The sequence below is a fragment of the Anoxybacillus suryakundensis genome, from assembly GCF_001418025.1.
Lineage (GTDB): Bacteria > Bacillota > Bacilli > Bacillales > Anoxybacillaceae > Anoxybacillus > Anoxybacillus tengchongensis.
The window spans coordinates 1-22,051 of sequence record NZ_LIOK01000003.1 but is presented as its reverse complement, the minus strand read 5'-3'; the positions used below and the strand labels follow the sequence as shown (position 1 = coordinate 22,051).

Sequence of the window (22,051 nt, the reverse complement as noted above, 5' to 3'; positions counted from 1 at the left end):
ACAGATGTTACGATATTAGAGATTTTCAACCTATCACCTCTATGTTTTTCATTGAACACTTCATAAAATAAGCAACATCAATTTTATTTTTTAGGATAGTATTTTGAAACTTGAAAAGACGCATATGTTCCCACACCAGCATAGGCACCATTTTTTGCAGCATCCTTAGCAGCCGATTTCACTGACTCTTTGTAAACAGAATACATTGCCTGCTTGGCTGCTTGCTGTGCCGTCGCACGAGTGACAGTAGTACCTAATTCTTTAGCAACCTGTTTTGCGGCCTCTTTAGCCACAGATTTAACTGCTGTACTTACAACAATTCTCCCTGCGGACACAGCAAACCCAACTCCACCTGTTGCTACTCCTACCGCTATCGAAGCAGCGATTTCCCATTTGTTATCCTTTATGTAGTCAGTTGCAGCTTTTGTAACATTTTTTGAACCGTCCCGTATATAGGTTAGGGTAGATTTAATTCCATCTACTCCGTTCATTCCTTATCCTCCCTCCATCATATTATCGATAACCTTACAATTCAATATTTATATTGCCTTAATAAAACACTTAGAGCACATTATCATCCCCCAGTCAATCACCTCCAGCCACTTTTGAATATATCATAAAAAAAAAAAAAAAATGTAAATATTTATATTATTTGAAATGCTGTACTATAAATAAAGTATTTTTAATGATAATTATTACCATAAAAAAGAGACAAACAAGGAACCCCTTATGCCACATGGAGCTGTTTTTTGATGAAGTCAATAGGAATATCTTGCTTCGCCGCGTAGTAAACAAACTCCACGAGACTATACCTTTTCTTCGTTCGGAGAAGTGTGAACCCGATAGAGAAATCACAGTTAGACTCGAACATACTGTATACATAAGTGAATTGCACTAAAATCCAATATCGTTTCACCGCCCGACGCCCGCGAACGCGGTATCCATCGAGCTTCAGCTGGTCTTTCGCTTGTAAAAAACATTCGATCGACCAGCGCTCGGCATAGTAACTCAAGCTCTCTTCATCGCTTAGCTTTCGGTCGGTGCTCAAGACGCAATGAAGATGTTCGGATATCATGAGTTAATCAGATTTCCAATATTTTAAAAATCATATGAATTCACTGAACCAATTAGTAGTTTTTTTATTGAAACTTTTTTCTTTTTTTTCCGTACATACATATAAATAACAAGAAAGGTGGGTTTATATGGAGAAACGTTCAGTTACAGGAATCATCATCGGCACAGTGGCAGGTCTTTTTCTTCTTGTCGCTGCATTAACGTCATGGTACACCGTTGATGAGTCAGAACAAGCGATTATTTTAACATTTGGTAAAATTGATGAGGAGGTAACGACACCCGGGCTACATTTCAAGCTTCCTTGGCCGATTCAAACAGTAGAAACGTTATCGCGCGAAACGTTTAGTTTACAATTCGGCTACAAAGAGGAAAACGGAAAAGTCGTCGCCTCAAACAAAGGGGATACGAAAATGATTACCGGGGATGAAAATATTGTCCTCGCTGATATGGTCGTACAATGGAAAATTACCGATCCTGCCAAATATCTTTACCGCTCATACGAACCGGAACAAATTTTATATAATGCGACATCTGCTTCTTTACGCAGCGTCATCGGTAGCTCAAAAATTGATGATGCATTAACGTCGGGCAAAGCGAAAATTGAAGCAGATGTGCGCGAGTCACTGACCGCATTAATGAAAAAGTATGATATTGGTATTTCGATTTTAGCTGTAAAGTTACAAGACGTTGACTTGCCAAATGACGAAGTGCGCAAAGCATTTACAAACGTTACTGATGCACGTGAGACGATGAATACAAAAATTAACGAAGCGAATAAATATCGCAACAAACGGACGAAAGAAGCCGAAGGGGAAAAAGACGCCCTCATTTCCCAAGCCGAAGCTGATAAAGTAGCACGCATTGAAAAGGCGTATGGAGATGTCGCCAAATTTAACGCCTTATACGAAGAATATAAAAACGCGAAAGACATTACAAAACAGCGACTAATGATTGAAACGCTTGAACAAGTCCTACCGTACACGCGCATTTACATTATGAACGACGATGGCAATACGCTAAAATATTTACCAATTCAACCGATCGAAAAACAAACGACGGAGAAAAAGAAAGAACAAGGGAGTGGTAATGAATGACAAACTTCCAAGACGATCAAAACATCATCACCTTGAAAGATAAACTTCCGAAGAAATGGTTTCGGTTTATCATTAGTGGCGGCATTGGACTTATTTTACTTATCGTTATTTTAACAAATATATACATCGTTCATGAAAATGAATATAAAGTCGTACGTCAATTTGGCGAAATTGTTCGCATCGATCAAACGCCCGGATTACGCTTTAAAATTCCTTTTATTCAAAGCGTCACATCATTGCCGAAAGCCCAAATCTTTTATGACGTCGCGGAAGCGGAAATTAATACAAAAGATAAAAAGCGAATTCTCGTCAACCATTACGCCATTTGGGAAATTACAAATCCGAAAGAGATGATTCAAAACGCTCGGACATTGGAAAATGCAGAATCAAAAATGGATGAATTTATTTTCTCCATTGTCCGCACCGAGCTTGGACGGTTAAATTACGATGAAATTATTAATGATGAAAAGTCATCACGTGGCAGCTTAAACGATGAGGTAACCGCAAAAGTAAACGAACTGTTACAGCAAGACCGTTACGGTATTCGCGTTGTCGATGTACGCATGAAACGCATTGACTTGCCAGAAGAAAATGAACAATCCGTTTATAAACGCATGATTTCCGAACGTGAATCGAAAGCGCAAGAATATTTATCAATGGGAGATGCTCAAAAACAGCGCATTATTGCGCAAACAGATCGCGAAGTAAAAGAAATGCTCGCCAAAGCGCAAGCAGATGCTGAACGTATTCGCGCAGCAGGTGAACAAGAAGCAGCGCGCATTTATAACGAAACATTTGCAAAGGATCCTGAATTTTATTCGTTTTACCGTACGCTTGAATCGTATAAAACAACGATCGGCGAAGATACGGTCGTCATTTTACCAGCCAATTCACCTTACGCGAAATGGCTATTGGGGCAAACGCGCTGAGCTTTCAGCGCGTTTCGTGCTCAAGTAACCATTTTTTTCGCTCTATTCCCCACGCGTATCCACCAAGTTCTCCACCCGTGCGAACAACACGATGACAAGGAATGACGATCGTGATCGGATTGTTACCAACAGCATTGCCAACGGCTCGTACCGCTTTCGGTTGCCCAATTTGTTTGGCAATATGAGCATATGACACCGTTTGTCCATAAGGAATCGTTTGTAACGCTTCCCATACACGCATTTGAAACGGGGTACCAACGAGCTTTAAGGGTATCGAAAACGATGTCCGTTTCTTTTGGAAATATTGTTCAATTTCTTCTAGCGATTGCATGAGGGGCTCCGCCACTTTTTCGTTCTGATCTCCACCTTGTTCAACGACATCAATCCGCTCAATTCCGTCATTCGTTCCAATGATTTGTAACCAACCGATTGGCGATTCATAATACACCAAGTGTTTCTCCATAGCCAACTCTCCTCTGCCAAATCGCACAACATTTACAGCGAAAAAAACCGACCGTTTTTTCATACACTACATATAGCTCCTCACGATAAGGAGGGTTTGTATTGCATACAGCCGACTACGACAAAGCTCTTTACTATACGTACCGTTCGGAATGGGATCATTTACTCATTCTTATGGTACGCACAAAAGACGATTTACTTTCAAAAAAAATTGAACAGTTTCTTCATGCATACAACTTCGAAAAAGATTATACTGTCGTCCAAAAGCGATTGAACGCATTGTTACGTTACATCGATCACGCGTTAGACGTATATGAACAAGAACCGACGCTGACGATGGAATATAATTAGAGCGAAAGGAATCATCTCCTTTCGCTTTTTATATGACGGGATACGTTTGAATGAGCGGATGTAATACAATTTCATCCACTAACATATGTTTTGGCGCACTCGCCATATAGATGACCGCTTTAGCGACATCTTCTGCCTTTAGCCATTCCGCTTTTTCAGGCAATCCTTGCGTAGAATTGGCAAAGTATGTATCAACCATTCCCGGATTAATTGTACCGACGCGAATGCCGTATGGACGTACTTCTTGCGCGACGCTTCCTGAAAATCCTTGGACGGCATATTTCGTTGCTGTATATGCGGAACCGTTCGCAATCGTATACCGACCGACGTCAGATGAAATCGTAATAATTGTTCCCGAACGTTGCTTTTTCATGTGTGGAAGCACTGCTTTTGTCCCGATAAATACCCCTTGTACATTTACTTCGAATAGTCGCTTCCATTCTTCGACTGTCGTTTCCTCTACAGGCTTAAATACACCGATACCCGCATTATTCACAAGTAAATCAATGCGGCCAAATGTAGCGATGGTCGCTTCGATCACTTCATTCATTTGTTGCTCATTTGATACGTCGGCTTGAAACGTTTTTACATCTTTTAATTGTTCGCCAACTCTGTGAATATCCGAGGAGCTGCCAATTAATACGAGCTTCATTCCTTGCTCCGCCAACTTATGTGCAATCGCTAAACCGATTCCACGAGATGCACCTGTCACAATAGCCACTTGTCCTTGTAACAAATTAACATCACCCTTTCTACGTTTTCGCTTCTATGTTACTCGTTCCCCATTCAAAAAACAACTGATAAGGCATTACACCTTATCAGCTGTTAACGTATATACTCGCTCCATGACCGCTGTTTCTAATTGCTCTAATTGTTTCTTCGCTTCAGCGAGCGTTCGCCCTTTGACACCAAAATAAAATTTCATTTTTGGCTCTGTGCCAGATGGACGCGCACAAAACCATGATCCATCTTCTAGTACATATTTTAATACGTTCGACTTCGGCAAATGGATCGCTTCTTTTTTACCTGTATTCGCATATACGCGCTCGCTTACCTTATAGTCTTCACGAATCACAACGCGCTGATTAGCGACAACAGTTGGCGGCTCATTACGAAATGTCGCCAGTAGTGCGTTGATTCGCTCGGTTCCTTCTTTTCCTTTTAACGTGAGTGAACGCAACCCTTCTTGATAATATCCGTATTGTTCAAACAATTGCATAAGTGCCTCGTATAAAGATAAACCTTGCTTTTTGTAAAACGCGCACATTTCAACAGCAAGTAATGCTGCTTGAATCGCATCTTTATCGCGAGCAAAGTCACCAATTAAATAACCGTAACTTTCTTCGTAACCAAACTGGAATATATACTCCCCTGTTTGCTCGTATTGTTTAATTTTTTCACCGATAAATTTAAACCCTGTCAATGTATCCATCGTCTCGATCCCAAATGACTTGGCAATCGCACGCCCAAATTCAGATGTAACGATCGTTTTAAACACAATCCCATTTGATGGCAATATCCCTTTTTCTTTCTTTTGTGAAAGAATGTAATGAAGCAACAAGCCACCTGTTTGATTACCTGTTAAAACGACGTATTCCCCTTGTTCGTTTTTCACCGCAATACCTAAACGATCCGCATCGGGATCTGTTGCAATTAATACGTCAGCGTCGACTTGTTTTCCAAGTTGAATGGCTAACTCAAACGCTGCATGTTCTTCTGGATTTGGCGATTGTACGGTTGAAAAATTCGGATCCGGTTGTTCTTGTTCTTTCACAACAAATACGTTTTCATAGCCAAATTCTTTTAATCCGCGTTGCACAAGCTTATTTGCTGTGCCATGAAGCGGTGTAAAGACAACTTTTACATCGACTTCATTGGAAAGTTCTGGGCGAAGGGAGATCGTTTTTAACTTTTGTATGTATGCATCATCAATCTCTGCACCAATGATTTGAATCAATCCTTTTTCTTTTAATACGTCTTCTTGTTCAACTGCAAGTTCCCATTCATTTTCAATCGCATTGACATGTTCGATAACGACATCAGCAATATGTGGCGGCAACTGTGCCCCATCTTCTCCGTATACTTTATAGCCGTTATACTCTGGTGGGTTGTGGCTAGCCGTGATGACAATGCCCGAAAAAGCATGTAAATGTCTTACAGAAAATGAAAGCTCTGGGGTCGGGCGGAGCTCATCAAATACGTACGTCTGAATGCCGTGGGTCGCAAGCGTTTTTGCAGCTTCCATCGCAAACTGTTGCGATTTATGGCGCGAATCATAGGCGATTACAACCCCGCGTTTCTTCGCTTCCTCGCCAAATGATTCGATGTACCTCGCTAACCCTGCCGATGCTTTTCGCACCGTATATATGTTCATACGGTTCGTTCCCGGTCCGATTTCCCCGCGCATACCTCCTGTACCGAACTCTAACGTTTTATAAAAACAATCTTCTAACAATTTTTCATCTTGTTCGAATTGTTGCAAGTGCATGCGCAATTCTTCATCTAATTGTGCCTGTTTCCAGCGTTCGTACACCATTTTCCAAGTCATGTTTATCCCTCCATATCCGTTGCTCATTGTAACTTATTCTCGTCTTTTTATACAAATTCCTTTTTTAATACGAAAAGCGCAAAGCGCCCGCCTATCGGCGAAGAGCGCACAAGCCCCACCGAGGAGGCTGTCGCCGCCGCAGTGTGGGGCGGAGCGACTCGAGCCGATGGCGCTTGGAGCTAGACAGCTCCCTAAATCCGAAATTTTATACTTTAATTAATTATAAAAAGGAGCTCCTTTAAAAGAAGCTCCTTTTTTGTTTTAATGATATGAAGGTTCGGAAATCTCGGATAGCGCTTGTTCTGCCGCTTCATCGTACGCTTGGTTTGTAGCAATATCCCCAAGTGCAACAATGCCACAAAGGGCATTATTTTGTACGATCGGCAAGCGACGAATTTGGTTTTTCGCCATCACTTTCGCTGCTTCATTAACGCTCATGTTTGGTGTACCTGTCACTACATTACTTGTCATGACTTGTGAAACAGGCGTTGAAGGGGCTAACCCTTGCGCAGTCGTACGAAGAGCAATGTCGCGGTCAGTGATCATCCCTTTGACTTTTCCGTTTTCAACAACAGGAATCGCACCGACGTTATGTTCGTTCATTAGTTGTGCTGCCTCTTGAACAGATTGATCTGGTTTGACTGTCGCCACTTGGCGCGTCATAATTGATTCAACTGTATGATTCAATATGATCCTCCCCTTTCGCTTCTTATTGTGTACGTTCAATTGTTCATTATGTAAGTAAAATGTAGTCGCAATTTACATCATTTCTTTCTATGTACTATAATGAACAAAGAGTAAAAAATAAGAAGGTGGAATCATGGCTCGGAAGGAAAATCATTTATTGACCGCTTGGATTGTTGCGTTAATTGCTACACTTGGCAGCCTGTATTTTTCTGAGGTAATGAAATTTATCCCATGTGAACTTTGTTGGTACCAACGCATTTTTATGTACCCACAAGTGTTTTTGCTTGCCATGGCTTTTGTACGAAAAGAGTTTATGATCGCACGTTATACGCTTATGTTATCGATCATTGGCGGCACCATTTCTTCATATCATTATTTAATTCAAAAAGTAACGTTTTTTCGCGATACCGCTCCATCATGTAGCATTGTGCCATGTACAGGGGACTATCTTAACTGGCTTGGGTTTATTACCATTCCCCTTTTAGCACTAATTGCCTTTGTTTTCATCAGCATTATTAGTTATCGAGTCATTCGAATGGAGAAAGAAGGGAAATACATATGAAAAAGTTGCTTATTTTCGGAGGTATTATTATCGCTTTATTTAGTGCACTCGCTTGGATTACGTCATATACACAAAAACAAAAAGCTGAAGGCAATCCATTTGGAAAAGAAGAATTGCACCCAGCTACGATCGATCTTCTTGATGATCCGAACTATCAAAACGTTATTTTACCAAATGAATTAAAAGAAGCATTAAACAATAAAGAAACGATCACTGTTTACTTTTACAGTTCAACATGCGAATTTTGTAAAAAGACAACACCAATTGTCGCTCCGTTATCAAAAGAGATGGGAATTGATCTAAAGCAATTTAACCTTTTGGAATTTGAAGAAGGCTGGGACGAGTATCATATCGAGGCAACACCGACAATTGTTCACTTTAAAAATGGCAAAGAAGTCGCACGCATTGAAGGATATTATGAAGAAGACGTATTCCGTAAGTGGTTTGAACAGATCAAATAAAAAAGCCTTCGTTTTGAAGGCTTTTTCACATCACCCAAGCGTGAACAGGCTTTATATACATGCTTATATATTCATCTTTTTGATGCAAAAAATGTTCAAGAGTGAGTGGAAAACTAATCCCATGCTGTTCTAGCTGTTCAATATTGTGCTGAAACAGCTGTTCATAATCAGCTGAATGACGATGAAACGAAGTAAACTCAATGATGGCTTGTAACGATTGTAATGCAGAAATAATCGTAAATGCCTCTTTTAACGTTCCATCATATGTGGAAGATTCAAACTGTAATATGCCGAGCGATTGAAATGTGTCAATTTCATCATCCGTAAAATATTTTGGAAAAATACATGTATAAAACTGTTCAATAAGCGAATGAATATATTGCTTTTGCTCTTCTGTAGCAACATAGACGCTCTTCAATTGCCTCACCTTTTTCCATTTCTTTTCCTAATCTATAACGAAATTGTAACACACCAACTCCTGTTTTGGTGTTGGTAATTTATTGTATAGAAAGAGTGAGACGAATGAATGTACAAAAAAAAGGAAGTTGGCTCATATTTGAAGCGCCAGCAGCATGGGAAGGCTTGTCACTAGAACAAGCATTCCAAACGAAATGGTTCGTTCCTAAAAAAATGTTACATGAATGGCGAATGACAAAAGGTGTATCAATCAATGACGACATCGTTCCTTTCCATACGATCATTTCACCGAACGATCGCATTCGTGTTCGTATAAAAGAAGAACAGATCGAACCGGTTCCGACATACATACCGCTTCATGTTGTATTTGAAGATGATCATGTACTTGTCATTAACAAGCCTGCACATATGGATGTTCATCCAACACAACCAAATCAGACGAATACATTAGCAAACGCCGTCGCATTCCATTTTCAATGTGAAGGAATACACAGTAAAGTTCGTCATGTGCATCGACTCGATCGCGATACAAGCGGTGTCATTTTATTCGCTAAACACGCACTTGCTGGGGCTATTCTTGATAAATATTTAGCCGAACGAACCATTCATCGCACGTATATTGCACTTGTTCATGGATATGTAAAACAGAAAAAAGGAACGGTCGAAGCACCAATCGGGCGCGATCGACACCATCCAACAAAACGACGTGTATCGAAAACAGGAGATACAGCTATCACGCACTATGAACGGCTCGAATATGACAAACAAAAACATGTGTCGCTCGTTCGCCTCACCCTCGATACAGGACGAACGCATCAAATTCGTGTTCATATGAGCTATATCGGTCATCCGTTAGTTGGCGATACATTATATGGAGGAAAACCGTGGATGAATCGGCAAGCGTTACATGCGATCTCCTTATCTTTTCCTCATCCATTTACAAAAGAGTTCATCACATGCTCGGCATTACCTGATAAAACAATTTTCGGTCATATAAAAAGAGGCGCGTTATTATAACGCAGCCTCTTCATTTATATCCGCGACTACATCTACTGGCGATGGATGACGTGTCACTTCAATTTTTTTGACATGGTGACCGTCCAATTGCACGACTGTAAAGACGTAATCACCAAACTCAATTTGCTCTCCTGGACGAATGTTATAACGCTCCGTCAACATCCATCCACCAATCGTATCAACGTCTGTATCGTCAATTTCTAAACCGAATAAATCGTTAATTTCACTAATAAGTACTTTTCCATCAACGATTGCACGGTTGTCATCGATCATTTGGATGAGTGGAGCTTCATCTATGTCGAATTCATCTCGAATTTCTCCAACAATTTCTTCTAAAATATCTTCGACTGTCACTAAACCAGACGTTCCGCCATATTCATCAACTAAAATGGCCATATGAATGCGTTCTTTTTGCATTTTTACAAGCAAATCTTGAATAGGGATCGTTTCAATCACTTGAATAATTGGACGAATATAGTCACGCAACTGTTTTCGCTCTTGGCAGTTCACAACAAGATCAGTAAATAACTCTTTTACATTTACTAATCCGAGAATATGGTCTTTATCACCATCAATGACAGGATAACGTGTATACTTTTCTTCGCGAATGGTTTGTAACACGTAGTCCATGGAATCGTTGACATCTAACGCAATAATTTCTTTGCGCGGAACCATAATTTCTTTTGCCACACGATCGTCAAAACGAAAAATGTTATTCACGTATTTATATTCTGTATGATTAATTTCTCCATTTTTATAACTGGCTGATAAAAGGAGGCGCAATTCTTCTTCAGAATGAGCCAATTCTTGCTCACTAGATAACTGGAACCCAAATAAACGAACAACTAAGCGGGCAGATCCGTTTAATAACCAGATAAATGGATACATGACTCGATAAAATAACATGAGCGGACGCGCTGTCCATAGCGTAATCGCTTCCGCTTTTTGAATCGCAATCGTCTTCGGCGCCAATTCACCAATAACAACATGAACAAACGTAATTGTTGCAAATGCCACAATAAATGAAGCCCCATGAGAAAATGATGGAGATACATGAAACTGCTCAAAAAGCGGACGAAGCGCTCGTTCCACTGTCGGTTCCCCGAGCCAACCAAGCCCGAGCGATGTCATTGTAATACCAAGCTGATTTGCAGATAAATACTCATCTAAATGAGTGATGACATGTTTTGCTGCTACTGCTTTTTTGTTCCCTTCCTCGATTAATTGATCAATGCGCGAGGAGCGCACTTTTACAATCGCAAATTCTGAAGCAACAAAAAAACCAGTTAACGCAATAAGAAAAACAATCATCCATAAACTAAATATGTCCAACGAACGTCCGCACGCATGAATGCGTGCGGATGCCACCTCCTATTTATTAATCTTCATTGTTTCCTTGTACGAAAATAAGCACATACTTAATCAATTCTAACACCGAAATAAGTGCTGCAGCAACATATGTTAATGCCGCGGCATTTAACACTTTATTTACTCCACGTTCTTCCTCATTGCGAATGATGCCTTCTGCGATCATAAAATCTTTGGCGCGCGAACTAGCATTAAACTCAACCGGCAATGTAATAACTTGGAATGCAACGGCAAACGAGAATAAAATAATCCCTAAACCAATTAACGAAAATTGTTGCATCAAAAACCCGCCAAGAAGAAGGAACGGTGCAATACCAGATGTAAAATTCACAAGCGGAAACATACGATGTCGTAAAACGAGCGCACCATATGCTTGTTGATGTTGCACCGCGTGACCGACTTCATGAGCCGCCACCGATACCGCAGCAATGGAACGACCATAGTACACAGGCTCCGATAAACGAACCGCACGTGCAATCGGATCGTAATGATCTGTCAATGTACCCGGAACAAGCTCAACTGGCACATCGTATAGCCCGTTGCGATCTAAAATGAGCCGCGCCACTTCTGCGCCTGTCAAACCAGATGAAGCGGGAACATCTGACCATTTACTAAAATTCCCTTTCACTTTAAATTGCGCCCAAATCGATACTCCGAAGGCGATCAAAATAAGAAAATCCATTGGATGAAAAAACATGAAACCATCCCTCCGTTACTTTATATTTTAATGGAAAATGACTGAAAATAAAAGAGAACACGCTCACATACATTATATACGACTATTGTGTCCAAAAAGTTTCACAAAATCGAAAAAACCTCGCGATTTGCGAGGTTGAATAAAATTCCTTTTTTAATGTGTATGGTGAACCGCACAACGGTTTGGACCGATTTCAAGTTCTTGTTGTTGTTCTGGTGTAGCATCTTTTACACCGCGGTTAATAGCGATAATGTCTTCAAAGTTTGGCGGTGTTTCAGAAGATGCAGATTGCGCCACATGTTCAACAAACTCTTCTTCTGTTTTTCCCTGCATAATTTCATTCATTTGACGAATGTTTCCTAACGTATTTCCAATATATCCTTGCTCGTTCACTTCTTGATCGAAGTTTGCATAGTGTGCAGGAAGCACGATAACATCGTCCGCAATTTGTGCAACTTTGTTATACACTGTGTCGTATAAATCTTTTGCCCATTCACGCGCTTTTCCACCAAGGTCTGGTCGACCGAGACCGCTGACAAAAATCGTATCGCCAGAGAACAACAATTTGTTGTTTACGAAAAATGATACACTACCTGGTGTATGACCTGGTGTTTTAATCGCTAATACTTCTAAACTTACTTTTTCAAATTCGATGCGATCATGGTTTTCTAGCGGTTCAAACTCAAATACGGCACCTTCACTCTTCATTAAGTAATATGTCGCACCTGTTTGTTTTGCTAATTCATATCCGCCAGAAATATGGTCAGCATGTAAATGTGAATCAACGATATGTGTAATCGCTACGTTTTCTTTTTGAGCAACTTCTTTATACACATCAATAAATCGAGATGGATCGACGATTAACGCTTCTTTTCCTGATACGACCATGTAAGAAAGACAACCTTTACCGACGCGAATAAATTGATACACTTTTATATCGTTATCTTGATATACAACAACAGGGTATAAATACTCGCTCCACGCTTTCATGCCGCCTTTTAAATAAAACACTTCTAATCCTTTTTCAGCAAGCATGTCAGCAACCATCATAGAAGAACCTTCTTTAGCACAAACAACAACAATTTTTTTGTCTTTTGGCAAACGCTCTAACACAGATTCAACGCCATCAATTAATTCAAAGTAAGGAATGTTTAAATATTCAATGTGTTCTCCTTCAATTTTCCAATCAGCAAAATCAGATTCGTTACGAACATCAAATAAGAAAAACGGTTCTTTATTGACAATCATCTCATTGATTTGTTGTGCTGTTAACGCATATACTGCCATTTATTATCCACCTCTCCTTATACCTTATAGGGTATATTTATAGATAAAAAAATTATTGTTGTAACAATTGCATAATTCGTTGCGGATCAAATCCAATAACCCAACGCCCATTAATTTCTGTTTGCGGCACGCCCATTTGTCCTGTTGAGCGAATAACATAATCAACAGCCTCAGGATGTTGATGTAAATTTACTTCTTTAAATGGGATGCCACGCTCAGCTAAAAAGTTTTTCAATAACGTACAATACGGACATGTTGTTGTCGTATATACAGTTACTTGTTTCATTGGATCATTCCTCCTTTATGTTTCGGTATTTTATATACCCCTATAAGTATTATAACATAAAGGATGAACTTTTCAACAGTTTTTACAAAATATCCAACCAAATTTTTATCGCTGTTGCGACAATCAGTGCAGCTAATATAAACTGTAATACTTTTGTATTTACCTTTTTACCAACATTCGCCCCAATAGGAGAAGCAATTAAGCTTGCAACAACCATAATAAATGCGGTCCAAAAATCAAATTGACCTGTTGTAATTTTTCCAACGGTTGCCCCAATGGATGAAATAAATGTAATCGCTAATGATGTAGCGATCGTCATACGTGTTGGGATTTTTAATACAACAAGCATAATTGGTACAAGAATAAACGCCCCTGCAGCACCAACAATGCCAGCGCTCACTCCGACAATGAATGCTAACGCTGCTGCAAGCCATTTATTGAATGTGACTTGATCAAGTGGAATATTATCAATTCCTTTTTTCGGAACGAACATCATCATCGCAGCAAGCGTTGCTAACACCGCATAAACGATATTAATGCCGCCTTCGCTCATTAATTTCGAACCATAACCACCAATGAAACTACCAATTAAAATACTGGTACCCATATAAATAATTAACGTTTTATTTAAATACCCACCTTTACGGTACGCCCAAACGCCTCCAATCGTCGCAAACAATACTTGAATGGCGCTAATTCCTGATACTTCATGGGCGCTAAATGCAGCGTAACCAAGCAATGGTGGGATGTAAAGCAACATCGGATATTTAATAATCGATCCGCCAATTCCAACCATTCCTGAAATAAACGAACCGATAAATCCAATTAAAAAAATGGTAATAATAAAACCGATGTCCATGCTCATTCACTCCTTATATGAAGCATCGGGACATATGCCCGATGCTTGTTACGCTTTGCGAATCCAAAATTTTAGTACGTCTCCTTCTTCGACCATATCGATCATTTCATGACCAGCTGATTTTGCCCATGCAGATAAGTCGTTTTTAGCTCCTTTATCTGTAACATGAATTTCCAACACTTGACCAGATTGTAATGTGTCCATTCCTTTTTTCGTACGAACGATCGGCAGTGGACACGCAAGTCCCTTTGCATCAACGAGAAGATCGGCTTTCATGTTCTTCCTCCTTAAAATGTTAACGTGATGTCAGCATCTTTCGCAAAATCAAGGAATGTCACTGCTCCACCAACATCAATACCATCGACAAAATGTTCTTTTGTTAATCCCATCACATCCATCGTCATTTGGCAAGCAATAAACTTCACACCCATTTCTTGCGCCATGCCTACAAGCTCTGGAATAGATGGAACGTTTGCTTGGGCAAATCCTTGTTGAATTTGCTCTTTTCCTTCTGGAAGTGGCAATTGTTGATATGCTTCTTTATGAATTAAATTTAATCCTTCGAATGTAAAGAAAATAGCTACCTCTGCTTCTGTTGCTGCTGCTGCTGTTGCAATGTTAAACACCTTATATGCGTCAAATAAACCACCATTTGCTGCAATAATAGCTACACGTTTTTTCATTGTTCATTTCCTCCTTTAGTCATTGTTCCTTTCCATTGTGTCATACCTGGAATGACGTTAAATACACGTGTAAATCCTTTTTCAGTAAGTTGTTGCGCAGCTAAATCGCTGCGATTACCTGTTCGGCAAATGACATAAATTGTTTCATCTTTATTTAATTCATTTAATCGCTCTGCTAATTGTCCGAGCGGGATATGATATGCTCCTGGAATATGACCAAATACATACTCGGCTTCCTCACGCACATCTAAAATAAATACTTGTTCGTTGTTTTCTACTTTCTTTTGCAGCTCCTCTAAAGAAACAACGTGAGGATATTTTGCTTCTTCCTTTACTTCTGTAGGATTTGCTTTACGAAGATAATGCTTGAGTACATCACCTTCTTCAATCGTGCCGATATATTGATGCCCTGTATTTTTTGCCCACCCTTGAATATCAGCAAGTGAACCTTTATCCGTCGCTTGCACTTCAAGCACTTGGCCAGGCTGTAGCTGTTCCATCGCCTTTTTCGTGCGAACAATCGGCATCGGACACGTGAGCCCCTTTGCATCAACCACGAGATCGACGTGAATCGTCATTCCATTCCCCCCTATCGTTCAATTTCGCCTGTCCATTCAAGCATACCGCCTGTCATATTTACAACGCGGTATCCGTAACTTTCTAACAACTGACAAGCCATACCGCTTCGATTTCCTGAACGGCAAACAAGAATATGTTCTTCGTTTTTATCAATTTCATTCATCCGCTCAAGCAGTTGGCCAAGCGGGATGTGACGAGCACCGGGAATTTTACCTTGGGCTACTTCCTCATATTCGCGCACATCGATAATGCTTAGTGCACGACCCTCTTTTAATTGTTGCTCCACTTCTTGTGGTAATATTTGTTTCATCTTTCTCACCTCTCTATACTAGTAAGGGTATATTAAACAACAAAAAAATAATTTATTACCATTACCTCTATGAGTATATTACAAAACCCCCCACCCGTTTGTCAACTGTTTTTTCACAAAAAAAAACCTTGTATGACACAAGGGATTAAACAAATGTTTTATGTTCTTCTTTTCGGAAAAAGTTTCTCATCGCCTGTAACACATCTGACTTTTGCTTCAAAATGTAGTAGCGAAATTTTTCATCCTTAATATGTTTGTATGCCGACATGAGAGTCGAGTGACGATTGTACTGATTCACTTCTCCGTATCCAAACATATTCGATACCTTCATTAATTCTTGAACTAGCTTAACACAACGAGCGTTATCGGACGTTAAATTATCGCCATCGGAAAAATGGAACGGATAAATATTATATTTTGTCGGTGAGTATTTTGTTTCGATCACTTCAAGAGCCTTTCGATACGCTGATGAACATATCGTTCCACCGCTTTCCCCTTTTGTAAAAAACTCCTCTTCTGTTACAATTTTTGCTTCGGTATGATGCGCAATAAAAACAATATCGACCGTTTCGTATTTCGTCCGTAAAAATCGGGTCATCCAAAAGAAGAAGCTTCTAGCCATATATTTTTCCCATACACCCATTGATCCGCTCGTGTCCATCATTGCGATAACAACCGCTTTCGAATCGGGCTTAATCACTTCATTCCACGTTTTAAATTTCAAATCTTCCGGATAAATTGGATAAAAACTCGGATTGCCACTTAATGCGTTTCGTTTAAAGGCAGCCATCATTGTTTTTTTCTTATCGATGTTCCCCATTAATCCCGTTCGGCGAATATCGTTAAACTCAATATACTGAACAACATGGTCAGCGTGTTGCTTTTTCTTTAAATCAGGAAGTTCTAATTGACTAAACAAAGCTTCTTCAAGCTCCATTAAGGATACTTCTGCTTCATAATAGTCTTGCCCCGCCAGGTCACCTGCTCCTTGCCCTTTTCCCGGTCCTTTTTGACCGTCACCAGAACCGTCGCGCGCAATGACATCACCAACTTGACTGTCCCCATCGCCTTGGCCGACATGTTTATTTTTGTCGTAATTATAACGAATTTTATATTCATCTAACGAACGAATCGGTATTTTAATGACGTCGCGACCGTTGGACATAATGATGCTTTCTTCTGTAATTAAATCACCGAGGTTATTTTTAATTGCTTCTTTTACCTTTTCCTCGTGCCGTTTTTGATCATCTTGGCCTTTTCGATGGAGGGACCAATCTTCCTTTGACACAATGAAGTTTCTACTCATTTTTTCCCCTCCTACAATGTAAAATAATGATGCACATTTTCCTTTTTCCTCGCATACACTATGTTGGCTTGCAACAATAATGAATGAATGGTTGGTTACTTTATCCTATGCAACGTCCGAAAAAAATTGACAAATGATTTCGAAAATTGTTCTGACCTTTTTTGCTGGACAAGCCTGTTTTCTACGATGATAAAACAAAGCATGCCAAGTGCGGCATGCTTTATCGGTTTAACAAACTTCCGACATAACGAAGCAATTCATTTGCTGAGGTAGAGTTATAACCATATTCATCAATTAATCGAGCAACCACTTCATTAATTTTCTTCAGTTGTTGTTCATCAGGGGTTTTTGTGGACGTCGTAATTTTGACGATATCTTTTAAGTCTGCAAACAATTTTTTCTGAATCGCTTCACGCAACCGTTCGTGCGAATTATAATCAAAACGTTGACCTTTACGGGCATATGCTGAAATACGAATTAAAATTTCTTCACGAAATGCTTTTTTCGCATTCTCGGAAATGCCAATTTGTTCTTCAATCGACCGCATGAGTTTTTCATCTGGATTCATTTCTTCTCCTGTTAGTGGATCGCGAATTTTCGCTTTGTTGCAATATGCCTCTACGTTATCTAAATAATTGTCCATTAACGTTTTCGCTGACTCTTCGTACGAGTAAACGAACGCTTTTTGTACTTCGCGCTTTGCAATTTCATCGTATTCTTTTCGTGCAACTGAGATGAAATTTAAATAACGTTCCCGATCTTCTTTTGAAATAGATGGGTGATGCTCTAATCCTTCTTTCAACGCTCTCAATACATCTAACGCATTAATAGACGGCACTTCCTTGCGAATAATACAAGACGAAATTCGGTTAATAACATAGCGTGGATCAATGCCGCTCATTCCTTCGTCTGGATATTCTTTTTTCAACTCCTCGACATCCACTTCATTAAACCCTTCAACAAGCTCACCGTCATACAGACGCATTTTTTTCACAAGGTCAATATCGCCACGCTTCGGTTCTTTTAATCGCGTTAAAATTGTAAACATCGCTGCTACCCGTAGCGTATGTGGTGCAATATGGACATCTGCTACGTCGCTTTCGCGAATCATTTTTTCATAAATGCGCTCTTCTTCTGACACTTTTAAGTTATACGGTATCGGCATGACGATAATTCGCGAATGAAGTGCTTCATTCTTTTTATTAGCAATAAATGAACGATACTCTGTCTCATTCGTATGAGCAACAATCAACTCATCAGCGCTAATAAGCGCAAAACGTCCTGCCTTAAAGTTTCCTTCTTGCGTCAAAGAAAGCAAATGCCATAAAAACTTTTCATCGCATTTTAACATTTCTTGAAATTCCATAATACCGCGATTCGCTTTGTTTAGCTCTCCATCAAAACGATATGCGCGCGGATCCGATTCAGACCCATATTGAGCAATCGTCGAAAAATCAATACTGCCTGTTAAATCAGCAATATCTTGCGACTTCGGATCGGATGGGCTGAACGTTCCGATTCCGACACGCTTATCTTCGGAGAAAAAGATGCGTTCGACCATCACATCTTCAATGCGCCCGCCGTATTCTTTTTCAAGTCGCATCATGTTTAATGGGGATAAGTTCCCTTCAATACGAATGCCATACTCTTTATAAAACTCATCGCGCAAATGGTGTGGAATTAAATGAAGCGGATCTTCATGCATGGGACATCCTTTAATTGCATATACCGCACCACGATCGGTATACGAGTACGCTTCAAGTCCTCGTTTTAACATTGTCACAAGCGTTGATTTTCCCCCGCTTACCGGTCCCATTAACAACAAAATACGCTTTCGAACATCTAGTCGTTTGGCGGCTGGGTGAAAATATTCTTCTACAAGCCGCTCTAGCGCTTCTTCAAGCCCGAATAACTGACCGCTAAAAAAGTTGTATTTTTTCTTTCCATCCACTTCTTCTACGCCCGCATCTTTAATCATATTGTAAACGCGAGAATGAGCGGACTGAGCCACCCACGGCTTTTCTTTTACGATTTCTAAGTACTCCGCAAATGTTCCTTCCCACTTTAATTTTTGCTCTTCTTCTCTATATTTTTGTATTTTTTTCAAAATGTCCATACACGGACCTCCTCCACCTTTGATGTCTAGCATCATGATTAATACCATATGTATGCAAGGATGTCCGTAATCATTCGTAAAAGTATGACTTTCATATCGCTATACAATTAAGCTATAATGAAAACGTGGTCATTTTCTTGTCACTTCATAAAGGAGGAGATTTTATATGAAAACGCTTCTCGTACTTGGTGTTATTTTCGCGTTCTTAGCTGCCATTTTTACAGCGGGATATAACGATAAGCCAGAAGTAAAAAATTAAGCGACTTTCATTCGAAAGTCGCTTAAAATACGTTTGGAAAGTTTTGTTGTCTTAACGCCTCATATACGAGAATGGCGGCTGTATTCGATAAATTGAGCGAACGAACGTATTCGTTCATCGGAATACGCAAACAACGTTCCATATTGTTTTCGATTAAATCTTTTGGCAATCCGCTCGTTTCACGGCCGAAAACGAAAAAGTAATCTTTCGTTGAATCGCTATAGTCAAACGATGTGTAGTATGTTTGCCCAAACTTCGTAATAAAGAAAAATTCACCTTCCTTATATGTGTCAAAAAGCTCTTGTAATGAATCGTAATAGTGCACATCGACATATTCCCAATAATCTAATCCAGCACGCTTTAACATTTTATCATCGGTTGAAAATCCGAGCGGTCGAATTAAATGTAACGATGTTCCTGTTGCTGCGCATGTGCGCGCAATATTTCCTGTATTCGCTGGAATTTCTGGTTGATATAAAACGACATGTAAAGCCACAATCTTCACTCCTATACACGATCAATAATATGGAAAAATTTATATTGGATATTTGATGTATATGCCGTTGAATCTTCATATGACCAATAACGCATACGACTATTGGACGTATGAGCATTGACAAGCGGCATCCCTTGTTTATCTTTCGCCACGACGATCGTTGTATGATCGAATCGTCCGTCCCCTTGAAAATCATAACAAATGACATCACCAAGAGACAACTGTTCCGGTGATTTTTTTTCGATGGCTTGAATGCCTGTTTTTGACCCACTTAAATACCAACGCAATGCATTTGCGACCGTCCACGTATAGCTCCAGTCGTTTTTTCTCATCCACCATCCTTTTGTTTTGTTCGGATAACCCATCATGGGGATTCCGCCTGCATGTAAACATTGTGAAATGAAATTTGTACAATCGACAGGGAATTTGTGAAACGCTGGATTATAATCGTTCCACCATATTTCAGCATATCGTACCGCGGCTAATCGATCATACGTATAACGAACACGTTCACCATCATCTCGCTCTTGCTTTTTTTCAACTTGTTCCGTTTCGATGGTAGGCAAAAGCAAGCGATCGCTAACAAGTTCACGTTGCTCAAATATTGCTTCACGCATCTCTTGTTTCTCTTCAACATACATCCAGCCATGTTGCCAAATAAAAAAACGAAAATGAACGATATAGCGCACGAACGTTTTTGAAACGATATGTTTTCGTTCAATGATTGTTCCCTTTCCTTCACATTTCACAAGTTGGGCATTTCGCTTAACTAACAACTGCTTTTTTCGTTCAACTTCTTCATCCGTCACATCGTTTATAAAAAAACCCCGGATACGTTCATCGAGGAGATCGTGTAGTCGTTTTCTCATCCCGCTCACCACTTTTTTCGTTTTTTACTACGTTATGTCACAAACAGTAGAAAAACAACTACACGTTCTCAAGCATCACTAACGCTTTGTCAATTTCCTGAATGACATCTTCATCTTGTTCATTCTCTTTTGCTTGTTGTAACATCGGCATCACTTTACGATTTCCAATTTTACCGAGCGCCCACGCTGCCGTTCCGCGAATGACTGGACGTGAATCTTCTCGAAGTAACATTAATAAATCATCGATGGCACTTTCATCTTTATAATGGGCTAATGCAATAATGGCATTTCGTTGAATCGGTTTTTTCCCGCGCCATGCTCCCGATAAATGCCCAAACGTTTCTTTAAATTGACGATTCGTCATATGAAGAAGCGGTTTTAATAAAGGTTTCACCACTTCTGGATCCGGCTCCATCTCTGGATGAAAATGAAAATCTTTCCCTTTATTTTTTGGACAAACAAGTTGACACGTATCGCATCCATACAATCGGTTTCCTATTTTATCGCGAAACTCATCAGGAATGAACGTTTTCGTTTGTGTTAAAAAGGCGATGCATCGCTTCGCATTCAACTGTCCTCCTTGTACGAGCGCTCCTGTCGGACAAGCATCGATACAGCGGGTGCATGTCCCGCATTCGTCTTCGATTGGCGTATCAGGAGGAAATGGAATATTCGTAATCATTTCGCCTAAATAGACGTATGAACCAAATTCACGTGTAATAATGGAACAGTTTTTTCCGCTCCATCCGATGCCTGCGCGCTCTGCTACTGCACGATCAGCTAATTCCCCCGTGTCGACCATCGACTTCACACGCGCATTCGGTACGCGAGCTAAAATAAATTGTTCTAATTTTTGCAAGCGATCGCGTAAAATCACGTGATAATCTTGTCCCCAAGATGCTCGACAAAAAATGCCCCGTCGCTCTGTTTTCGTGCTTCGTGGCGCATTTTTTAGCTTCGACGGATACGCGAGGGCAATCGCAATAATGGAACGTGCTTCTGACAGCAATAAAGATGGATTCGTTCGCTTGTCAATGTCAGGTTCTTCAAACCCTGATTGATATCCAAGGTGTTGCTGCTGACGCAGTCGTTCTTTTAACTCAAAAAATGGATCTGCGCTTGTAAAACCAATTTTATCAATTCCAATTGTTCTACTATACTGAATGATTTCTTCTTTCAATGCAACAACGTCCATCCCTCATCCCTCCTTTCCTCGTTGTTTATGTTACAATGTAAAGAAAAAGTCCTGCGGTAATATGTCAAGGTGAAACATCATCGAAATTGGAAATTCATTTGTCCGATGACCCGAAAAAAGGCAATACTGAAGAAGCCCA

At 40.0% G+C, this 22,051-nt stretch carries 26 protein-coding genes and 1 pseudogene; 6 read left to right on the top strand and 21 right to left on the bottom strand.

What is annotated here, in order from left to right; all coding sequences use genetic code 11:
* Positions 1 to 83: 83 nt before the first annotated feature.
* A complete protein-coding gene (locus ASC42_RS02530; RefSeq protein ID WP_055440417.1) occupies positions 84 to 491 on the bottom strand; it encodes a hypothetical protein in 408 nt (135 codons plus the stop codon).
* 236 nt (positions 492 to 727) lie between these two features.
* Positions 728 to 1,075: pseudogene (locus ASC42_RS02525) on the bottom strand (IS701 family transposase); the annotation flags it as partial.
* Positions 1,076 to 1,202: 127 nt separating this feature from the next.
* Between ASC42_RS02525 and hflK the strand changes: the two are divergent.
* Both hflK and hflC read left to right on the top strand, forming a co-directional pair.
* Entirely contained in the window at positions 1,203 to 2,168 is a 966-nt protein-coding gene (gene hflK, locus ASC42_RS02520; protein ID WP_055440416.1) for an FtsH protease activity modulator HflK, read from the top strand.
* Positions 2,165 to 3,097, top strand: coding sequence for a protease modulator HflC (gene hflC, locus ASC42_RS02515; protein ID WP_055440415.1), 933 nt, complete (start codon positions 2,165 to 2,167; stop codon positions 3,095 to 3,097). Before hflK ends, hflC begins: the two co-directional genes overlap by 4 nt.
* Before the next feature lie 4 nt (positions 3,098 to 3,101).
* Here hflC and ASC42_RS02510 read toward each other — a convergent pair whose 3' ends face one another.
* Positions 3,102 to 3,560 carry a methylated-DNA--[protein]-cysteine S-methyltransferase gene (locus ASC42_RS02510; protein WP_055440414.1) on the bottom strand — a complete coding sequence of 153 codons (459 nt, stop codon included), beginning with the start codon at positions 3,558 to 3,560 and terminating at the stop codon, positions 3,102 to 3,104.
* 101 nt (positions 3,561 to 3,661) lie between these two features.
* Here ASC42_RS02510 and ASC42_RS02505 point away from each other — a divergent pair, with 101 nt between their 5' ends.
* Positions 3,662 to 3,910, top strand: a complete 249-nt coding sequence (locus ASC42_RS02505) for a YhdB family protein (RefSeq protein ID WP_032100915.1) — start codon at positions 3,662 to 3,664, stop codon at positions 3,908 to 3,910.
* Between the two features lie 28 nt (positions 3,911 to 3,938).
* On the opposite strand, the gene ASC42_RS02500 is transcribed toward ASC42_RS02505, so the two are convergent.
* The 3 genes from ASC42_RS02500 to ASC42_RS02490 all read right to left on the bottom strand — a co-directional run bounded on the left by ASC42_RS02500 (position 3,939) and on the right by ASC42_RS02490 (position 7,121).
* On the bottom strand, positions 3,939 to 4,646 hold the full coding sequence (locus ASC42_RS02500; protein ID WP_055440413.1) for an SDR family oxidoreductase: 708 nt from the start codon (positions 4,644 to 4,646) through the stop codon (positions 3,939 to 3,941).
* Positions 4,647 to 4,718: 72 nt separating this feature from the next.
* Positions 4,719 to 6,458 (bottom strand): phospho-sugar mutase, encoded by a 1,740-nt coding sequence (locus tag ASC42_RS02495; protein WP_055440412.1) that lies wholly within the window; start codon positions 6,456 to 6,458, stop codon positions 4,719 to 4,721.
* A gap of 261 nt (positions 6,459 to 6,719) precedes the next feature.
* On the bottom strand, positions 6,720 to 7,121 hold the full coding sequence (locus ASC42_RS02490) for a CBS domain-containing protein (protein ID WP_080730305.1): 402 nt from the start codon (positions 7,119 to 7,121) through the stop codon (positions 6,720 to 6,722).
* 157 nt (positions 7,122 to 7,278) lie between these two features.
* On the opposite strand from ASC42_RS02490, the gene ASC42_RS02485 reads away from it, so the two are divergent.
* On the top strand, positions 7,279 to 7,707 hold the full coding sequence (locus ASC42_RS02485) for a disulfide oxidoreductase (protein ID WP_055440411.1): 429 nt from the start codon (positions 7,279 to 7,281) through the stop codon (positions 7,705 to 7,707).
* Positions 7,704 to 8,168 carry a thioredoxin family protein gene (locus tag ASC42_RS02480; RefSeq protein ID WP_032100919.1) on the top strand — a complete coding sequence of 155 codons (465 nt, stop codon included), beginning with the start codon at positions 7,704 to 7,706 and terminating at the stop codon, positions 8,166 to 8,168. Before ASC42_RS02485 ends, ASC42_RS02480 begins: the two co-directional genes overlap by 4 nt.
* A gap of 25 nt (positions 8,169 to 8,193) precedes the next feature.
* On the opposite strand, the gene ASC42_RS02475 is transcribed toward ASC42_RS02480, so the two are convergent.
* Positions 8,194 to 8,595 carry a DUF5365 family protein gene (locus ASC42_RS02475; protein WP_245191136.1) on the bottom strand — a complete coding sequence of 134 codons (402 nt, stop codon included), beginning with the start codon at positions 8,593 to 8,595 and terminating at the stop codon, positions 8,194 to 8,196.
* A gap of 95 nt (positions 8,596 to 8,690) precedes the next feature.
* On the opposite strand from ASC42_RS02475, the gene ASC42_RS02470 reads away from it, so the two are divergent.
* A complete protein-coding gene (locus ASC42_RS02470) occupies positions 8,691 to 9,602 on the top strand; it encodes an RluA family pseudouridine synthase (protein ID WP_055440409.1) in 912 nt (303 codons plus the stop codon).
* Here ASC42_RS02470 and ASC42_RS02465 read toward each other — a convergent pair.
* The 14 genes from ASC42_RS02465 to queG all read right to left on the bottom strand — a co-directional run bounded on the left by ASC42_RS02465 (position 9,597) and on the right by queG (position 21,912).
* Entirely contained in the window at positions 9,597 to 10,934 is a 1,338-nt protein-coding gene (locus ASC42_RS02465; protein ID WP_055440574.1) for a hemolysin family protein, read from the bottom strand. The genes ASC42_RS02470 and ASC42_RS02465 overlap by 6 nt on opposite strands.
* A gap of 46 nt (positions 10,935 to 10,980) precedes the next feature.
* Positions 10,981 to 11,667 (bottom strand): zinc metallopeptidase, encoded by a 687-nt coding sequence (locus tag ASC42_RS02460; protein ID WP_055440408.1) that lies wholly within the window; start codon positions 11,665 to 11,667, stop codon positions 10,981 to 10,983.
* A gap of 153 nt (positions 11,668 to 11,820) precedes the next feature.
* On the bottom strand, positions 11,821 to 12,954 hold the full coding sequence (locus ASC42_RS02455) for an MBL fold metallo-hydrolase (RefSeq protein WP_055440407.1): 1,134 nt from the start codon (positions 12,952 to 12,954) through the stop codon (positions 11,821 to 11,823).
* Between the two features lie 52 nt (positions 12,955 to 13,006).
* Positions 13,007 to 13,240, bottom strand: coding sequence for a glutaredoxin family protein (locus tag ASC42_RS02450; RefSeq protein ID WP_055440406.1), 234 nt, complete (start codon positions 13,238 to 13,240; stop codon positions 13,007 to 13,009).
* Between the two features lie 82 nt (positions 13,241 to 13,322).
* Positions 13,323 to 14,099 carry a sulfite exporter TauE/SafE family protein gene (locus tag ASC42_RS02445; RefSeq protein ID WP_032100924.1) on the bottom strand — a complete coding sequence of 259 codons (777 nt, stop codon included), beginning with the start codon at positions 14,097 to 14,099 and terminating at the stop codon, positions 13,323 to 13,325.
* A gap of 48 nt (positions 14,100 to 14,147) precedes the next feature.
* Positions 14,148 to 14,375 (bottom strand): sulfurtransferase TusA family protein, encoded by a 228-nt coding sequence (locus tag ASC42_RS02440; protein WP_055440405.1) that lies wholly within the window; start codon positions 14,373 to 14,375, stop codon positions 14,148 to 14,150.
* A gap of 11 nt (positions 14,376 to 14,386) precedes the next feature.
* A complete protein-coding gene (locus ASC42_RS02435) occupies positions 14,387 to 14,782 on the bottom strand; it encodes a DsrE/DsrF/DrsH-like family protein (RefSeq protein ID WP_032100926.1) in 396 nt (131 codons plus the stop codon).
* Positions 14,779 to 15,360 (bottom strand): sulfurtransferase TusA family protein, encoded by a 582-nt coding sequence (locus ASC42_RS02430; protein WP_055440404.1) that lies wholly within the window; start codon positions 15,358 to 15,360, stop codon positions 14,779 to 14,781. The genes ASC42_RS02435 and ASC42_RS02430 overlap by 4 nt, the downstream gene beginning before the upstream one ends.
* A gap of 11 nt (positions 15,361 to 15,371) precedes the next feature.
* Positions 15,372 to 15,671: a rhodanese-like domain-containing protein gene (locus ASC42_RS02425; RefSeq protein WP_055440403.1), complete on the bottom strand. Its 300-nt coding sequence runs from the start codon at positions 15,669 to 15,671 to the stop codon at positions 15,372 to 15,374.
* A 145-nt stretch (positions 15,672 to 15,816) separates the two neighbouring features.
* Positions 15,817 to 16,977, bottom strand: coding sequence for a sporulation protein YhbH (yhbH, locus tag ASC42_RS02420; protein WP_055440402.1), 1,161 nt, complete (start codon positions 16,975 to 16,977; stop codon positions 15,817 to 15,819).
* A gap of 220 nt (positions 16,978 to 17,197) precedes the next feature.
* Positions 17,198 to 19,093, bottom strand: a complete 1,896-nt coding sequence (locus ASC42_RS02415; protein WP_055440401.1) for a PrkA family serine protein kinase — start codon at positions 19,091 to 19,093, stop codon at positions 17,198 to 17,200.
* A 281-nt stretch (positions 19,094 to 19,374) separates the two neighbouring features.
* On the bottom strand, positions 19,375 to 19,857 hold the full coding sequence (trmL, locus tag ASC42_RS02410) for a tRNA (uridine(34)/cytosine(34)/5-carboxymethylaminomethyluridine(34)-2'-O)-methyltransferase TrmL (RefSeq protein WP_141653483.1): 483 nt from the start codon (positions 19,855 to 19,857) through the stop codon (positions 19,375 to 19,377).
* Between the two features lie 2 nt (positions 19,858 to 19,859).
* Positions 19,860 to 20,717, bottom strand: a complete 858-nt coding sequence (locus ASC42_RS02405) for an amidase domain-containing protein (protein ID WP_055440399.1) — start codon at positions 20,715 to 20,717, stop codon at positions 19,860 to 19,862.
* Between the two features lie 58 nt (positions 20,718 to 20,775).
* Positions 20,776 to 21,912, bottom strand: a complete 1,137-nt coding sequence (gene queG / locus ASC42_RS02400; RefSeq protein ID WP_055440398.1) for a tRNA epoxyqueuosine(34) reductase QueG — start codon at positions 21,910 to 21,912, stop codon at positions 20,776 to 20,778.
* Positions 21,913 to 22,051: the final 139 nt, after the last annotated feature.

Bases quoted from the DNA above. Each gene is read 5' to 3' on its own strand.
- ASC42_RS02495 (WP_055440412.1), bottom strand. From the start codon at position 6,458: ATGACTTGGAAAATGGTGTACGAACGCTGGAAACAGGCACAATTAGAT.
- ASC42_RS02510 (WP_055440414.1), bottom strand. From the start codon at position 3,560: ATGGAGAAACACTTGGTGTATTATGAATCGCCAATCGGTTGGTTACAA.
- ASC42_RS02415 (WP_055440401.1), bottom strand. From the start codon at position 19,093: ATGGACATTTTGAAAAAAATACAAAAATATAGAGAAGAAGAGCAAAAA.
- ASC42_RS02485 (WP_055440411.1), top strand. From the start codon at position 7,279: ATGGCTCGGAAGGAAAATCATTTATTGACCGCTTGGATTGTTGCGTTA.
- hflK (WP_055440416.1), top strand. From the start codon at position 1,203: ATGGAGAAACGTTCAGTTACAGGAATCATCATCGGCACAGTGGCAGGT.
- ASC42_RS02430 (WP_055440404.1), bottom strand. From the start codon at position 15,360: ATGACGATTCACGTCGATCTCGTGGTTGATGCAAAGGGGCTCACGTGT.
- ASC42_RS02530 (WP_055440417.1), bottom strand. From the start codon at position 491: ATGAACGGAGTAGATGGAATTAAATCTACCCTAACCTATATACGGGAC.
- ASC42_RS02440 (WP_055440405.1), bottom strand. From the start codon at position 14,375: ATGAAAGCCGATCTTCTCGTTGATGCAAAGGGACTTGCGTGTCCACTG.
- yhbH (WP_055440402.1), bottom strand. From the start codon at position 16,977: ATGAGTAGAAACTTCATTGTGTCAAAGGAAGATTGGTCCCTCCATCGA.
- queG (WP_055440398.1), bottom strand. From the start codon at position 21,912: ATGGACGTTGTTGCATTGAAAGAAGAAATCATTCAGTATAGTAGAACA.
- ASC42_RS02455 (WP_055440407.1), bottom strand. From the start codon at position 12,954: ATGGCAGTATATGCGTTAACAGCACAACAAATCAATGAGATGATTGTC.
- ASC42_RS02450 (WP_055440406.1), bottom strand. From the start codon at position 13,240: ATGAAACAAGTAACTGTATATACGACAACAACATGTCCGTATTGTACG.
- ASC42_RS02460 (WP_055440408.1), bottom strand. From the start codon at position 11,667: ATGTTTTTTCATCCAATGGATTTTCTTATTTTGATCGCCTTCGGAGTA.
- ASC42_RS02480 (WP_032100919.1), top strand. From the start codon at position 7,704: ATGAAAAAGTTGCTTATTTTCGGAGGTATTATTATCGCTTTATTTAGT.
- ASC42_RS02470 (WP_055440409.1), top strand. From the start codon at position 8,691: ATGAATGTACAAAAAAAAGGAAGTTGGCTCATATTTGAAGCGCCAGCA.
- ASC42_RS02490 (WP_080730305.1), bottom strand. From the start codon at position 7,121: ATGACGCGCCAAGTGGCGACAGTCAAACCAGATCAATCTGTTCAAGAG.
- ASC42_RS02435 (WP_032100926.1), bottom strand. From the start codon at position 14,782: ATGAAAAAACGTGTAGCTATTATTGCAGCAAATGGTGGTTTATTTGAC.
- ASC42_RS02445 (WP_032100924.1), bottom strand. From the start codon at position 14,099: ATGGACATCGGTTTTATTATTACCATTTTTTTAATTGGATTTATCGGT.
- hflC (WP_055440415.1), top strand. From the start codon at position 2,165: ATGACAAACTTCCAAGACGATCAAAACATCATCACCTTGAAAGATAAA.
- ASC42_RS02425 (WP_055440403.1), bottom strand. From the start codon at position 15,671: ATGAAACAAATATTACCACAAGAAGTGGAGCAACAATTAAAAGAGGGT.
- ASC42_RS02405 (WP_055440399.1), bottom strand. From the start codon at position 20,717: ATGAGAAAACGACTACACGATCTCCTCGATGAACGTATCCGGGGTTTT.